This window comes from Caballeronia terrestris, assembly GCF_001544515.1.
Taxonomy (GTDB): Bacteria; Pseudomonadota; Gammaproteobacteria; order Burkholderiales; family Burkholderiaceae; genus Caballeronia; species Caballeronia terrestris.
This window is the reverse complement of the sequence record NZ_FCOL02000005.1, coordinates 181,743-195,836: the sequence shown is the minus strand read 5'-3', so window position 1 is coordinate 195,836 and position 14,094 is coordinate 181,743. Positions and strand designations below refer to the sequence as shown.

General features: G+C 62.5%; 15 protein-coding genes. 7 read left to right on the top strand and 8 right to left on the bottom strand.

The genetic code is table 11. The features are described from left to right. Positions 1-65 precede the first annotated feature (65 nt). From AWB67_RS06820 to AWB67_RS06800, 5 genes are all read right to left on the bottom strand, one after another. Positions 66-374: a hypothetical protein gene (locus AWB67_RS06820; RefSeq protein ID WP_087655478.1), complete on the bottom strand. Its 309-nt coding sequence runs from the start codon at positions 372-374 to the stop codon at positions 66-68. A gap of 246 nt (positions 375-620) precedes the next feature. Beyond that, positions 621-986, bottom strand: coding sequence for a copper resistance CopC family protein (locus tag AWB67_RS06815; protein ID WP_087655477.1), 366 nt, complete (start codon positions 984-986; stop codon positions 621-623). Further along, on the bottom strand, positions 983-1,909 hold the full coding sequence (locus tag AWB67_RS06810; protein ID WP_200822184.1) for a hypothetical protein: 927 nt from the start codon (positions 1,907-1,909) through the stop codon (positions 983-985). The genes AWB67_RS06815 and AWB67_RS06810 overlap by 4 nt, the downstream gene beginning before the upstream one ends. Positions 1,910-1,994: 85 nt before the next feature. After that, the gene (locus AWB67_RS06805) at positions 1,995-2,360 is read right to left on the bottom strand and encodes a DUF2946 domain-containing protein (protein WP_087655476.1); all 366 of its coding nucleotides are present in this window, start codon (positions 2,358-2,360) and stop codon (positions 1,995-1,997) included. 81 nt (positions 2,361-2,441) lie between these two features. Then, positions 2,442-2,876, bottom strand: coding sequence for an ester cyclase (locus tag AWB67_RS06800; protein WP_159964804.1), 435 nt, complete (start codon positions 2,874-2,876; stop codon positions 2,442-2,444). A gap of 188 nt (positions 2,877-3,064) precedes the next feature. Between AWB67_RS06800 and AWB67_RS06795 the strand changes: the two genes are divergently transcribed. Next, positions 3,065-3,577 (top strand): septal ring lytic transglycosylase RlpA family protein, encoded by a 513-nt coding sequence (locus AWB67_RS06795; RefSeq protein ID WP_087655474.1) that lies wholly within the window; start codon positions 3,065-3,067, stop codon positions 3,575-3,577. 69 nt (positions 3,578-3,646) lie between these two features. Further along, a complete protein-coding gene (locus AWB67_RS06790; protein WP_087655473.1) occupies positions 3,647-4,339 on the top strand; it encodes a hypothetical protein in 693 nt (230 codons plus the stop codon). Between the two features lie 96 nt (positions 4,340-4,435). On the opposite strand, the gene AWB67_RS06785 is transcribed toward AWB67_RS06790, so the two are convergent. Then, complete coding sequence (locus AWB67_RS06785; protein ID WP_087655472.1) at positions 4,436-5,491, bottom strand: catalase family protein; 1,056 nt, start codon at positions 5,489-5,491, stop codon at positions 4,436-4,438. Between the two features lie 516 nt (positions 5,492-6,007). Here AWB67_RS06785 and AWB67_RS06775 point away from each other — a divergent pair. Then, positions 6,008-6,622, top strand: coding sequence for an HAD family hydrolase (locus tag AWB67_RS06775; protein WP_087655470.1), 615 nt, complete (start codon positions 6,008-6,010; stop codon positions 6,620-6,622). A gap of 8 nt (positions 6,623-6,630) precedes the next feature. Here the strand turns inward: AWB67_RS06775 and AWB67_RS06770 are convergent, their stop codons facing one another. After that, the gene (locus AWB67_RS06770; protein ID WP_087655469.1) at positions 6,631-7,536 is read right to left on the bottom strand and encodes a LysR family transcriptional regulator; all 906 of its coding nucleotides are present in this window, start codon (positions 7,534-7,536) and stop codon (positions 6,631-6,633) included. 119 nt (positions 7,537-7,655) lie between these two features. Between AWB67_RS06770 and AWB67_RS06765 the strand changes: the two genes are divergently transcribed. After that, positions 7,656-9,068, top strand: coding sequence for an amidase (locus AWB67_RS06765; protein WP_087655468.1), 1,413 nt, complete (start codon positions 7,656-7,658; stop codon positions 9,066-9,068). 68 nt (positions 9,069-9,136) lie between these two features. Here AWB67_RS06765 and kdgT read toward each other — a convergent pair whose 3' ends face one another. Continuing rightward, positions 9,137-10,153, bottom strand: coding sequence for a 2-keto-3-deoxygluconate transporter (kdgT, locus tag AWB67_RS06760; protein WP_087655467.1), 1,017 nt, complete (start codon positions 10,151-10,153; stop codon positions 9,137-9,139). A 240-nt stretch (positions 10,154-10,393) separates the two neighbouring features. Between kdgT and AWB67_RS06755 the strand changes: the two genes are divergently transcribed. Genes AWB67_RS06755 through AWB67_RS06745 form a run of 3 tightly spaced genes read left to right on the top strand, consistent with a single transcriptional unit; the run spans position 10,394 to position 14,090 of the window. Next, the gene (locus tag AWB67_RS06755) at positions 10,394-10,870 is read left to right on the top strand and encodes a VOC family protein (protein WP_087655466.1); all 477 of its coding nucleotides are present in this window, start codon (positions 10,394-10,396) and stop codon (positions 10,868-10,870) included. Between the two features lie 21 nt (positions 10,871-10,891). Next, positions 10,892-11,431, top strand: a complete 540-nt coding sequence (locus tag AWB67_RS06750; protein WP_087655465.1) for a DUF4142 domain-containing protein — start codon at positions 10,892-10,894, stop codon at positions 11,429-11,431. A gap of 46 nt (positions 11,432-11,477) precedes the next feature. Next, positions 11,478-14,090: a glycoside hydrolase family 15 protein gene (locus AWB67_RS06745; protein WP_087655518.1), complete on the top strand. Its 2,613-nt coding sequence runs from the start codon at positions 11,478-11,480 to the stop codon at positions 14,088-14,090. Positions 14,091-14,094: the final 4 nt, after the last annotated feature.

Genomic DNA, 14,094 nt, shown 5'->3' with positions numbered 1-14,094 from the left:
TACGAGAACGGTAACGGTTTGTAACTTGTGTACGTCATGACACAGACAAAGGCTAGACGCTTGATTCAAAAAGCAATTTCTATGTATTTTTCACCCCTGGCAGGAGGAGTGTTATCGGTCGAAATGACCGACGTTGCAAACGGCTTGTCTGTGAGGATGCTGTACTGGCCGCCCGCGATGCATGCGACGGTGGTGCGACGATCGTCTGTATTCATGGTGCAGCGATCGAGGACGGTCAGCGACACGCGGACTTCCCCTACTTGCGTGCCGGCGCGCGCCGACGGTAGGCCGATCAGCAGAAGAGCGGCCAGGGTGACAAGCGTGACGACGCTTGGTTTGATGACCGATTGTTGTTTTGACAGCGGGCGGTTCATATCGGAGAGAAGACGAAGTTGGAGCGTTGCGGTCGCCAGGGAAACGACCGCGGGCGAAACGATGGCTCACCTGGTTCAGTTAACGGCAAGGTCGATCGTGACTTGAATGCCGGGCTTTTGGCAGCGGAGCGCTGCGCGTTCAATGCGCTGCGCGGTGTCGGAAGCTTGAGACCTTGCCGCTGGTGCAAGGCCCACTTCCTCAAGGATACCGACGCCGGCTTTGCGCCGCGACAACGCAATCGAACACTACTTGATGACGAATTTGTAATGCCCTTGCGTCCGGTGGCCGTCATCGGCAACGGCCACCCACGCAACGGAGCAACTCCCCGGCGCAAGACTCGCCAGCGCCACCTTCATTAGCTTTTTGTTGCCTGCGTCCACTGTCGATTTGCCACTGGTCACGGACTTTCCCTGCGTGTCCGTTACCGTGATCGAACTGAAGGCAGGCTCGAGCGCATCGTCGAATTCGATCGATACCTCGTGCGGCGCCGGCGAGACGGTCGCGCCCGCCTCGGGCGATTGATGCGTCGGATACGCGTGCGCGCAAGCAAGCTGCGCGAGCACGAGGGCTGAAGCGGCAACGAGGCCGCGCATGAGAGTGGTCGTGTTCATGGATGGAGGAGTGGTTTGCCGACTGAGTTCGGGAAGATGTCGTCAAGATAGAAATGCGCTTGCAGCAGCACGCCCGTGTGTCTGCCGGACGCCCGATTGACCGGCAACTGCGCCTCGATGCCGAGTTGTCCCCAGCGAGTGAGCCAGATGACCCCGGGATTGATCGTGCCGGTCGTATGGCCCGAACACGGTCCTTGAGTGCATGTGTTCATCGGGAATTCGACCACCGGAATGAAGTTGTTGAACGGCGCTCCGAGACCCAGGTTTTTGACCTGCGATTGCAGATAGGGAATGCTGTACTGAATCGTGACGCCCCAATCGAGCGAATTCGGCGCCGACGCATTCGTCGTGTAGTTCGGCGCGATTTCACCGGTAATGGCGAGCGGTCGCAGATAACTCAGGCTATCGGGCAAGTCTCCGAAGCCCTTGCCGAAGAAGAGCGCCGGGGCGATCGTCGAGAACGAGTCGCTGACCGATTTCGCTCCAGTGCCTCCGAGCGCCGCACTCACGCCTACCGACACCATGAACTCGTGCTTCGCGTTCACGTATGCCAGATACTTGAGCCCGAGTTCGACGTTGTCGAAGCCTTTGGCAGAACCGTTCTCCGGCGCGTTCTGACTGAGATAAGCGCCCCCGACACTCAGCGCGAGGTTCGAGGTGATCAGCTTGTCCCATTCGAACGACGTCGAGTTGAAGTTCGCGTCGTTGCCGTCGTCGTTCGGCGCCTTGATATGGCCGAACTGGAAGTTGACTTCATCGCCGACGCCGGGATCGTCGACTGACATCGTCGCCGGGAAAACGCGGTCACCGGCGATTGCGTGTGCGCTCGCGGGCGCGTTGTATAGAAGCGAGGCAGCGGCAGCCGTCACGGCGAGCGAAGCCGTGAGCAGCGACACGCCGCCACGTGTTGACGTGGTTTGCATGGGCTCATCCTTGAAGACGGTCGTATTGGTGCGCGCGCAGCCGGGAGCGGACGCGCGAAGGCACTGAATTTCTATGCGACTCGGATCAGGATGCGAAAGGTGGCGCGCGCGGTTGCGCGACGGTTAGCGTGACGACACGCCGCAAGTTCTCGAAGCGCGTGGCGATGCGATGCTGGATGGCCCAGACCGTGAACGCAAATACCGCGAGCGCGCTGGGCAGTGCGGGTACGTGGGTGAGGAGGTGGCAGTAGGCACAGGCCTGCCCGTCGTGCAGAGATGAATGGTGGCTGGCGTCCTCGTCGGGCGACGGTTGTGCCGAGCAGAAGGAGTGGGAATGCGCATTGTGGCCGCTTTGCGCGAGCGTTTGCGAGACGACGGGCGCGAACGTCGCGAGCAGGATTGCAAGCAATCCGAGCATGACGCCGATCTTCCGGTGAAAGCGGCTGCGCATATCGGGCTGGATGGTTGAGAGTACCCGTCGATTTCGGGCGATTATGCCATGCGTTCAGCGGGTTGCCGCTTGCTCGACGCGTCAGGCAGGCGCGCCGAGTTGACGCAGAACGGTCGCGTGATCGAAGTAGACTTTTTCGCAGATGAGATCGGCGTCGTCGAAGACAAAAATCAACGCGCTCTGGACTTCCATCGGCTTGTTTGTCGCGGCCATGCCAGCCCATACGCCGCGATGCGTGCCTCCGAATCTGGCCTCCACGACGACGACGTCATCGCCATGATGCACTGCGTCTTTCGTGAGCCAGAAGTCGGGAAATGCGGCGAGCAACTGGTTGAGAAGCCCTTCGACGGCATCCGCCCCGTCGGCAATCAGACCCACGGCCGGCACTTCGTATCGCGGATTGCGGAAGGTGGCCAGTGCGGCGGCGACGTCATGGCGCACGGCTTCCGCTTCGATGTGAGCGTTCACGACGGCATCGCGACGCGTTCTGAGAGCTTGCCTGTCCGCCGTATCCATGATTTTCTCCAGCAGTCCCGTCAATGTCATTTTAGTTCGTCGGGGGGCGCCGAGGGCTCACGTCGACATGCTTCGGCAGCGACAGCGCATCGTGTATTGAACTGACGAACGTTCGACCGATACCATAGACACTCCTCAGCCCGCGGACCGGGCGCCCGCTGCCTCCAAAGGCTGCAAAGGAGAGGCAGATGGGACGTAATCTTCATACCACCGGGAATCGGCTGCGAGCCGCGCTTCGAGCGCTGCTGTTTCTGGCTGTGCCGTGCGTTGTGAGCACGGCGCTTCCGGCGCAGAAACCGACGTCCACGGATGCCAGTCACGCGAGCAAGAAGACATCGCGCCACGCCGGCCTCGATCACTCCGGCAAGCCTAGTAAAGGCAAGGCCTCCTACTATGGCCGGGAGTTCTACAAGAAGAAAATGGCCGACGGTACGAAGATGAATCCGCAATCCAATGCCGCCGCGAGCAAGACTCTCCCGCTAGGCACCAAGGCCCGGGTCACGAATCTGGAGAACGGCAACAGCGAGGTGGTCGAAATCAGGGATCGCGGTCCCTATGTCAAGGATCGAATCGTCGACGTGTCACCGAAAACGGCCGACAAACTCGGGTTGAAGGAAAACGGTACTGCGCGCGTCGAGGTCAAACCGATCGAAGTGCCGCAGCCAGATGGGACGGTGAAGCAGGGCGCAGGGGCGCAGTAAGCGTTCCGCGCGCAACCGTCGTGTCGAGCATAAAATCGGCTGATGTCCTTCCATCGATGGCGGGCCGTCATGAACACTCACGACACACGTTGCGTTCGACCGGCGCTCGCTGCGCTATGCGTGGCTTCGCTCGCGACGCTCGCCGCGTGCGGGGCAAACTCCTGCATCGGCTTTGACGCCTGTAGCGGCGCATACGTGATTCCGAGCGTCGCACTATCCGGAACCGCCGCGACCGGCAAGGCGCTCGCCAGCGCGACGGTCGGCGTCACTTGCGCGCAAGGCTCAGGTTCCACGTTGTCCGATGGCGGCGGGCACTACAGCATCACGCTCAACGCCGCGCTTCCTTGCATTCTCACGGTAACTTCCGGTGGCGCGACCCTGCATTCGCTGGCGATCGCCGGCGGCACGTTCAATACGACGCCCGAGACCGAGTTGATGCTCGTCTACCTCGCTTCGCAACTCGATACGACCGAAAGCAACCTCATCGCGGGTTTTCCCAACAACGCGCGCTACCAGCAAGTACTCGCGAACGAGAGCAATGTGATGGCTGCCCAGTCGGCGGTCGTCGCAAATTTGCAGCAGGGCTATTCGGTCACACTGTCGACGCCGGCGTTTCTGACGACACCGTTCATCGTCGGGCAAGCAGGCGTCGACAGTGATCTCGACACGCTGGCGAAAGCAGGCGCCATCGATGCCAACGGTATGCCCGATCCGGCCGCCGTCGCCTTGCTGACGACGGCGGGTCGCGCGCATCCGATGTGAATGATGGGCGGGAATGCAAGTGTCGGGGAAATTTGAGCCCGCTCCTCCGTTTCGATTTCTTGGGCTCGATGCCCGCTGACGCCTCGCGACGCTCGCTCAGGCAATCGGTTTGTTGCCAAGGACTTCGCGTGCCTCGTCGCTTGCGAGCAACCCGCGATCCTTGCGGTTCGCAGCGCTCGCAGCATAAACGTCCTTACGTGCATGTGTGATGCCGAGCGGCCGAAAGCCGTTGGCCGGATTGAACGCCATCTGATTGACGATCGTCTCGTCGGCGTCCGAAGGCGGCGACGATATCTCCAGCACGCCGACTTGAACGAGCGGCGCGTCCCACGCCACCGAAGCGTCGTTCACAGGCGTGCGTTCTTCGTCGAGGAAAAGCTGCACATCGAGTTTCCATCTGACCGGACCGTTCGCAAGCCGGCTGATGATGTCCTCGCGGAGATAGTCGTCCGCGTGCCTGTCCCCGACTGTGCCCGCGACGCTCGAATCGTGCGGCGACAGCACGTATTTGATCGCGGTATCGCCCAGTTGCACGACCGATCCCCAGTAACGCTCGGTCGCGAGGCTCGCCACCTCGTGAAACTTGATCTCCCTGGCAAGGATCTCGAGAGCGTGAATCCCGTCGCCTGCTTTGAGTTCGCCCGACGACAATTCGTGCACTATCTTGCCGGACGCATCGGCCAGGCCGCCGGCGAGCTTCGCCACGATGATGTCGGCCACCGCCATGAACTGCGTCGCGTTGCGCGAATGCGAGCGGCCGCCTTCGTTCGTCATCAGCAGATCGGTTTCGATTCCGTCAGCGGTGAAGAACTTCAGCGCTATACCGCGCACGTCGGATTTGGTATCGGCGAAAGGGCACGGCTGGCCGTTCGAGAAGCGGCACGCCACGCGATATTCCACTGGCTGCCCGGCTGCATCGCGCTCGATGAACGGGCCGGCTCGAACGGCGGCGGGGATCGTCTCGGCGAGGCGCAGGACGCCGAATGCGCCGAGCAGTTGCTTCTGGTGCTGCGCGCGGTCGATACGGCCGCCGAGGTTCGTATGGGCGCTCGCAGCGATCGCTTGCTGCTGCGCGCGAACGCGCTCGACGAGCATGGCGATCGTGTTCGCATCGTCGGGCTGGTCGGTCCAGCCGGTGCCTTCGGTGTTCATGGTGTCGCTCCTTCGCGGGTGTCGTCCGCGACCAAAACGATGATTGAAGTGTAGGTCTTTTCAGTGGCTCGAAGACTGCGGATCTGAAGGTGCGCTGCGGCGAGATTGCCGACGATACGACGTAAAGACGGTCGTAGAATATCGATTTGAATTGCTTTTGCGGCGACTTCAAGGAGACGACATGAACGCGGTGTGCCCGCTGCACGGGCCAACGAAAATCATCGGCACGAATGCGTACGGGTTTCCGGTCTACGCGTGCTGCTGCGACGACACGGCCTATGTGGCCCCACCGGATGCATGTACGCGAGCACCCACGCAACGTGGACGCGACCCGCAGCCCGAACAACCGAAGACGCGCAAAGAATGATGGCGTACCGCTCCGCTATTTTCTTCCATGCACAATGGAGGCTCTTCGACAGCGTTGCATGGCCTGAAGGGCCAACTCTGGTCGACAGCGTTGCATGGGACCAGAGTAAGGCCCTGAAGGGCCAACTCTGGTCGACAGCGAGGTAGGTCATGCCATCACCGATATCTCTCGTGCTGTTCGATATGGAAGGCGTGCTGACCCACTACGACCGCTCCGCGCGAGTCGATCATCTGTCGGCGACGACGGGCCAGCCGCCTGACATGGTGCGCCACGCCATCTGGGGTTCCGGTCTCGAAGCGCGCGCCGACGCTGGTCAGATCACCGACGATGAATATCTGAGCGCCTTGGGTGAAATGCTCGGTTGCCGGGTCGATCGCGAGAAATGGCTGGCGGCGCGCCACGCGTCGATCACACCCAACGCGCAGTCGCTCAAGCTTGCCGAGCGCGTGGCCCAGCGGCACAAAATCGCGGTGCTGACCAACAACTGCCGTCTCGTCACCGACCATATCGGCTATCTCAATCCTGGAGTCGCGCGTGTGTTCGGCCCGCATGTGTATGCATCCGCTTCATTCGGCGCGTCGAAACCGGCGGCCGAGGCGTATTTGCGCTGCGTGGAGCAACTCGGCATCGGCGCGAGCGAGACGCTTTTCATCGACGATACGGACGCCAACGTCGCCGGCGCAATCGATGCAGGGCTGCATGGGCATCGTTTCGTCGACGCCGATGCGCTCTCGAAGGAACTGGAGCACTGGAAATTGCTGTGAGCATCTCGCTATCGCGATGGAGCCGCGAGATCTCCAATCTGCTTCAACTCTTCGATCAGCGCGGCGATCTTGGGCAACTTCTCCCGATCGCGTGCGTAGGCCGCAAAGACATCGAGATCGGGAAACCTGAGCGCGGGCGCCGCGTCAATCAGGCTGCCGTCCTCCAGTGCGGACGCCGCGGCATACATCGGCAGGACCGCCACGCCGAGCCCCGCGCGACACAGGTCCGCCAGCGCAAACAAATCGCTTACCACCATCTTTGGCACGAAATTGACCTCAGCGGCCCTGTCCTGCCAGATCACATGCCAGCTCGTGCGCGGCGCGTAGGTTCGCAGCGCAAGGCAGTCGTGATCGACGATTTGCGCAGGCTCGGACACCGGCCCGCGCAAGGCGAGATACGCGGGCGATGCGCACAGGCACAACGCAACCGAAGCGATGCGCTGCTCGCTGATCCCCGACTGCGCGGTCGTCGCGAGGCGCACGGCGACGTCATGGTTTCCTTCGAGCAAATCCGCATACCGGTCCGACAGATCGACTTCGAAGCGCAAGCGTGAGTAGCGCGTGGCAAGCCGCGCAAGGCAGGGCACGACGCACGCACGCCCGAACGCGGTCGGCATCGTGATGCGCAGCAGGCCTTCGGGCTCCGCCGTGCGGCGCTGCGCGCGCTCGTCGGCTTGTCTCAGGCGCAGCAGGATGTCGCGCAACTCGTCGGCGTAAGAGAGGCCGGCATCGGTCAATGCGACGTGCCGGGTCGTGCGTTCGATCAGCCGGACGCCGAGCCGGCCTTCCAGAATCGACACTCGCCGGCTGATGGTGGACTGCGTCACGCCCAGCTCGCGCGCGGCTGCGCCGAAGCCGCCGCATTCCGCGACCATCAAAAACGTTTCCGCCTCGAACAGGCCCATTGTATTCATGCGTTTTCTCGATGATTCATATCCTCGAAGATTAGGTTAATCGACGTGGCGGATCAATATATTCTGGCGACTTGCAAGCGCATCGCAATTCGTCGATGGGCAAACGAAGGAGTGAACGTATGAACGCCAGCGATCTGTCCCGAATCTTCTACGCCAGCGCAACCGACTTGGCGCGCCTCATCCGCACCCGTGAGCTTTCGCCGGTCGAAGTCGTCGAAGCGCATCTGCATCGGATCGAAGCTGTCAATCCGAAGGTCAATGCGGTGGTCACGCTGATGCGCGACGATGCGCGCAAGGCCGCGAAGGCAGCCGAGACAGCCGTGTTGAACGGCGATACGCTCGGCCCTCTGCACGGCGTGCCGTTTTCCATCAAGGACGCGCTGGATACGGCCGGCGTCCTGACGCAGCGCGGCTCGAAGCTCTTCGCCGGCAATATCCCCGACAAGGACGCTACGGCGGTCGCGCGCTTCAAGGCGGCTGGCGGCATCCCGCTGATGAAGACCAATCTGCCCGAATTCTCGGCATGGACCGAGACCGACAATCTTGTCACCGGCCGCAGCAATAATCCGTGGAATCTGGAGCGCACGCCCGGTGGTTCGTCGGGAGGCGAGTCGGCGGCAATTGCGGCCGGCATGTCGCCGATCGGCATCGGCAGCGACGTCGCGATCTCGGTGCGCGGTCCCGCCGCGTTCACCGGCATCGCGGCGCTGAAGGCCACGCACGGTCGCGTGCCCTACACGGGTCACTATCCGAGCGTCATCGCGCGATGGTGGCATGTCGGCGCGATGGCCCGCTCGGTCGGCGACGTCGCACTGGGCTATTCGATTCTCAAGGGACCGGACGGCGTCGATGGATACGCGATCCACGCCCGCGACGCTGAATCCAGCACCCGGATCGCCGGCCAGCCGATCCGGGTCGGCTGGGTCTCCGATGCGGCGTTCGGCCCCGTGGATCCCGAGATCAGCGCAGCGGTCAAGGCCGCTGCGGCGCAACTCGCGGAACTGGGATGCGATGTCGAAGAGGTTCGGCTGCCCTTTCTCGACAACCCGCTCGGCGCGCTGATGACCGTCGTCTACGGCGAGATCGTGCCTTACGTGAAAGCGCTTGCCGCCGGGCGCGCGGAGGAACTGCACGCGGTCGGGCGAGGGATCGTGGAGATGCCGGACCCGTCGTTCGCGGATTACCTTGCTGCGGAGACGAAAGCCGAAGCCCTGAGGTCCGGCTTTGCCGGTTTCTTCCAGAAGTACGACGTGTTGCTGACTCCGGTCAATCCGATGACCGCCACGCTGCACGGTGCGCAGGAACTCGTCGTCGATGGCGTCACGGTGCCCTGGACGCACGTCATGAGCGCGACCTCGCCGTTCAATCTCACCGGGTTGCCCGCGCTTTCGGTGCCCTACGGCTTCAGTTCGGAAAGCCTGCCGATCGGTATTCAGCTCGTCGCCAAGTGGCTCGATGAAGCCACCATCCTGCGATTGGGCGCGATGCTCGAACGTCGCGGTGGTTTGGGTGATCGTAGGCCGAGCCTTTGATGATCCGCACCCGTTCCCCGTGCATGGCTGCGGGAATCGGGTGCGTCAAATAGTTGACACCCGATGAATCAAGCGTGCACGTCCCGCTCGCCGATCGGTCGCACGGCTTCTTCCGCCTGCATCTCCTCCACCCCGTGGCGAGCACGATATCGGCGAACCCACAGCGCGGTCAGAATCGGCACGAGGATGGCGGTCACCAGACACGCGGTTGCGACCATCGCCGTCGCCGCCGGTACGAGCGGCTTGAAGCGCGGAATCATCTCGCCGATGATCGCCGGATTCGCTACCGCCGCCCCCGCCGTCGACGACGCCGCCAGTCCCGCCGCGCCATTGCCGCCGGCAATCCAGCGGTCCGCGAAGATCAACGGGATGCCCGTCACGACGATGACCCCCAGCCCGAGGATGATGCCCGGCAATCCGCTCGTCACGATCACGTGCAGGTCGATGCCGTTGCCGAGCGCAAAGCCGAAGAACGGAATCAGCGGATGGACGCAGCGGCCGAAGAGTTCGCGCAGGTCGGCGTCGAGGTTACCGAGCGTGAAGCCGACCAGGAACGGCAGCACCGCGCCGACGAAAAGCCGCGGCTCGAAGACCGCGACGCCCGTCGCGCCGAGAATGAGCATGCTGACGAGCGGCCCGGATTCCACCGACATCAGCACGAACGCGCCCGCCTCTTCGCGACTGCCGTATTGCTGCATGACGGCGGCGTAGAGACCGCCGTTGGTCATGTCCATCGACGTCGTGATGGCCAGCACGGACAGCCCCGCAAAGAGACCGCTCTTGATCCCATCGATTGGGATGAAGTGCGCCGCAATGATCGTCGCGACCCAAGCGACGAGCATCTTCGTGACGAGCAACGTGCCCGATTTGCGCAACACGGTTCCGGTCGCGCGAAGATCGATGGTCGCGCCCATGCAGAAGAACCAGACCGCGAGGATCGGCACGGTGCCGCTGATCAGGCCGTTAGTGAACGATCCGAAGTACTTGCCCGCGCCCGGCGCGAACGTATGAACGCAGGCGCCGAGCAGCAAGGGCACCAGCATGAGGCCGCCTGGAATGCGGTCAATCGCTTTCTTGATTTTCACGTCTCCTCCGTGGTTTGTCTGTACGGATGGCGGGCTTGTCTGCCCGGTGCGGTCGCCGTTTGTGCCAACGTGCGTAACGCTCTGGCGCAATATAGCATCGCTTTTTTCAGTGCGCTCGGCACGCTCGAAAAGAGAAGTTAATCGTTTACCCGAGAGCGGGCAGCCTCATGGAGTTCGCGTTGTGATGCGCCCTTTGCAGACTATTATCGAAAGTCGTTGCCAACCGAAAAGGAGATTGCAATGCCTGAACTCGTCACATGCGTGTGGTTCGATGAAGGTCGAGCGCGCGAGGCGGCGGAGTTTTACGCGGCCACCTTTCCTGACAGCCATGTCGATGCAGGGCATGTATCGCCTATACCGGGCATTGGGCAAGGTCCGGAATTGACGGTCGAGTTCACCGTGCTCGGCCGGCGCTTCGTGGGACTTAACGGCGGGCCCAATTACAAGCCGAACGAGGCGATCAGTTTCATGGTCCTGACGGATGATCAGAAAGAGACCGACCGGTACTGGAATGCGGTCATTGGCAATGGCGGAGCAGAAGCGCCTTGTGGATGGTGCAAGGACCGCTGGGGCTTCTCGTGGCAGATCACGCCGAAGCGGTTGCTCGAACTCGTCAACAGCGCTGATCAGGATGTCGGCAGGCGCGCGATGGAGGCGATGATGACGATGAAGAAGATCGATATAGCCGGGATCGAGCGCGCGGCGACCGCTGCGTAACGCATATACGGCGGAGTCGAGATGAAAGCCACATGCATCGCCGCAATCTCGCTCTTCGTTCTCGCGTGGATGACTCAGGCGTGTGCACAAGGCGAGCGTCTGACAGACGCCCAAATGGCTGGCGTCGTCTTCGTGGCGAATCAGGCGGAGATCGCCGCGGGAGAACTGGCATTGCAGAGGACTCAGTCCAGAAGCGTGCAGGCCTTCGCAAGGCGGATCGTCGCCGAGCATGGACAGGTCAATCAGGAAATCGCCGCGTTGACGCAGAGACTCGCGGCCACTCTTCAACGAAGCGCAACGAGCGACGCATTGACTAAAGAAGCCAACGACGATCTCGCGAGGCTCAACGAAGTCGACTCGCGCGGATTCAACGAAGCGTATCTCGATCGTGAGGTCGACAGTCTTGGTCGGCTGGTCAACTCCACCGACGCCTTCATCCGATCGACAACCAGCGCGGACCTCAGGATGCTCCTGATCCGCTCCCGCCCGTCCTTCATTTTTCATCTCGACCAGGCGCGACAACTGAAGCTGTCGATAGGCTCACCGGGCATCGGTCGATAGGTCGGGGACGAGCAACACACGGAGGCACACGATGAAGCTCGGACGCATGCTTCGGTGGGGTTTCGCGGTGCTGGCCGCATCGGTGTTCGGCGCGGTGTACGCGCAAACGACCGGTGAAGCATTCGGCAGTCCGGGCGCAACGGCGCTGCATGGTCCGGCGCGCAAGTCGTTTCTCGGGACGGCGCTGACATCGGCTTCGCAAGTGTATTTCACCGGGTATCGTGGCATCGTTTCGGAGGTCTATTACCCGGTCCTCGACACGACGGAATCGGTCGATCTGCAGTTCCTTGTCGGCGATGCAGGCAGCGCATCCGTCGATGAGGAAAAGCTTCAGTCGTACAAGGCTGCGCAAACCGATTCGCGCACGATGAGCTGGCAAGTGACGACGGGCAACAGCGCGCACAACTGGGCGATCGACAAGACCGTCTACAGCGATCCCAGGCGCCATTCACTGATCGAGCGCGTGACGTTCCACGCACTGAACGGCACGCGTCTCTCCGACCACAATCTGTATCTGCTGTTCAAGCCGCATCTCGACAATTCCGGCTCGGGCAACACCGCATGGACCGCGACCGCCGCCAATGGCTGGACGATGCTCGTCGGCCACCGTAACGCGCGCTATTCGGCGCTCGCAGTGTCGTTGCCGTGGAAAGTGCAGGGCGGAACGATGATGGTATCGAACGGCTTCGTCGCGCAAAGTGATGGCTGGACCGATCTTCTCGGCAGCGCGGTGCCGGACAGGAAGATGGACTGGACTTATTCATCGGCGACGGGCGGCAACGTCGCGCAGATGGGCTGGCTCGACACGGGCGACGCCAACTCGAGCAGCATTTCGTTCAACGTGGTGCTGTCGTTCGACAGCGCGTCAGCGAACGGCGCGATGCAGACCGCCTCCGGCACGCTCGGCGACGACCTCGACAGCCTGCGCAGCCAATACGACACCGCGTGGCATACATACACTGCGGGCCTCTCGACGCAGGGCGGCAGCGCCGACGATGAGTATTACCTCGCCGCGATGACGCTCAAGACCATGCAGGACAAGAGCAACGGCGCGATGATCGCGGGCATCGGCACGCCTTGGGGCGAGACGCAGGGCGAGGGCAACATCGGCGGCTATCACCTCGTGTGGTCGCGCGATCTATTCAAGTTCGCCAATGCGCTGATCACGGCGGGCGATACGGCGACACCGGCTACCGTCGTCCATTATCTCTTCGACACGCAGCAGCAAAAAACCGACTGCGGCAAGGCCGAATACGATGCGGACGGCTGTTCTCAAGGATTCAGCCGGACCGGCCGCTTTCCGCAGAATTCGTGGGTCAGCGGCTGGCCGTACTGGCAGGGCACGCAGATGGACGAGCAGGCGATGCCGATCCTCCTCGCGTGGCGGCTGGGTCCGGGCGTGTATAACGCGTTGTGGCCGCAGATCCGGCTGACCGCCGACTACATTCTCGGTACGGGGCCGTGGACGTATCAGGATCGCTGGGAAGAGAACGCCGGCTATTCGCCTTCGACGATCGCCGCCGAAGTCGCGGGGCTAGTCGCCGCCGCGCGCATCGCCGGGGAGAACGGCGACGTCGCGCGTGCCGGCAAATATCTCAGCGCCGCCGATTACTGGCAGCAGAACGTGACGCGCTGGACCTTCACGAGCAATGGCTTCTACGGCAGCGGCCGATACTACGTCCGCATCAATCCGGCGAGCATGGGCCGATCGGGCAGCGGCCCGCGGGTTTTCGAGCCGGCGAGCTATCCCGACTCGGGGCAGAACTACCTCGTCAAGAACGGCGGCGGCACGCGGGACGAGCGCGCGGTCGTCGATGGCGGCTTTCTCGAACTGGTCCGCATGGGCGTCAAGCGCGCCGACGATCCGACGATCGTAAGCACGCTCGCGGTCTACGACGCTGTGCTCGCGACAACGATCAAGGACGCGAACCAGGCGTGGTTCCGCTACAACTTCGACGGCTACGGCGAGCACAACGACGGCAGCAACTTTGACGGGACCGGTGTCGGACGCGCGTGGCCCATCTTTACCGCCGAGCGCGGCATGTACAGCATCGCGAGAAGTGGAACCGGCAGCAGCGGCGCGCCGTATCTCGAAGCGATCAGGACCTATGCTACGCCCGAGGGCTTCATCCCCGAGCAGATCTGGACGAAGACCACGACGCTGCCCGACAACTGGCAAGTGGTGACGCCGACGGGCGTGACAGTCGGCGCGCCGACCGGATCGATGGCGCCGCTCAACTGGGCGATGGGCGAATACATCAGCTTGCTGGCATCGATCCGCGCGGGCAGGGTGGTCGATATCCCGGTGATCGTGTGTGCGCGCTACGCCAATTGCTTGGTGCCGCCGTCGAGCGGCGAGACGGGCGTCACGTTTGGCGTGAATGCCACTACACAGCCGGGGCAATACGTCTACGTTACCGGCGATGCGGCAGCGCTCGGGGACTGGAACACCGACCTTGGCTTGCCGCTCGATCCGGCAGGCTACCCGGTCTGGAACAACGCGTTGAATCTCGCGGCGGCGACGAGCGTTCAATACAAGTACTACCGCAAGAATTCCGATGGCAGCGTGACGTGGGAAAACGTGGCGGGTGGGGGCAATCGAATGGTGCATGTACCGGCATCGGGCGGAGCGGCGGTGAATGACGTCGTCAGTTGGTAAGGGT

Coding starts and splice junctions, on each gene's coding strand:
- AWB67_RS06750 (WP_087655465.1), top strand. CDS start 10,892: ATGAAAGCCACATGCATCGCCGCAATCTCGCTCTTCGTTCTCGCGTGG.
- AWB67_RS06765 (WP_087655468.1), top strand. CDS start 7,656: ATGAACGCCAGCGATCTGTCCCGAATCTTCTACGCCAGCGCAACCGAC.
- AWB67_RS06820 (WP_087655478.1), bottom strand. CDS start 374: ATGAACCGCCCGCTGTCAAAACAACAATCGGTCATCAAACCAAGCGTC.
- AWB67_RS06790 (WP_087655473.1), top strand. CDS start 3,647: ATGAACACTCACGACACACGTTGCGTTCGACCGGCGCTCGCTGCGCTA.
- AWB67_RS06800 (WP_159964804.1), bottom strand. CDS start 2,876: ATGGATACGGCGGACAGGCAAGCTCTCAGAACGCGTCGCGATGCCGTC.
- AWB67_RS06755 (WP_087655466.1), top strand. CDS start 10,394: ATGCCTGAACTCGTCACATGCGTGTGGTTCGATGAAGGTCGAGCGCGC.
- AWB67_RS06785 (WP_087655472.1), bottom strand. CDS start 5,491: ATGAACACCGAAGGCACCGGCTGGACCGACCAGCCCGACGATGCGAAC.
- AWB67_RS06795 (WP_087655474.1), top strand. CDS start 3,065: ATGGGACGTAATCTTCATACCACCGGGAATCGGCTGCGAGCCGCGCTT.
- AWB67_RS06805 (WP_087655476.1), bottom strand. CDS start 2,360: ATGCGCAGCCGCTTTCACCGGAAGATCGGCGTCATGCTCGGATTGCTT.
- AWB67_RS06815 (WP_087655477.1), bottom strand. CDS start 986: ATGAACACGACCACTCTCATGCGCGGCCTCGTTGCCGCTTCAGCCCTC.
- AWB67_RS06775 (WP_087655470.1), top strand. CDS start 6,008: ATGCCATCACCGATATCTCTCGTGCTGTTCGATATGGAAGGCGTGCTG.
- AWB67_RS06745 (WP_087655518.1), top strand. CDS start 11,478: ATGCTTCGGTGGGGTTTCGCGGTGCTGGCCGCATCGGTGTTCGGCGCG.
- AWB67_RS06810 (WP_200822184.1), bottom strand. CDS start 1,909: ATGCAAACCACGTCAACACGTGGCGGCGTGTCGCTGCTCACGGCTTCG.
- AWB67_RS06770 (WP_087655469.1), bottom strand. CDS start 7,536: ATGAATACAATGGGCCTGTTCGAGGCGGAAACGTTTTTGATGGTCGCG.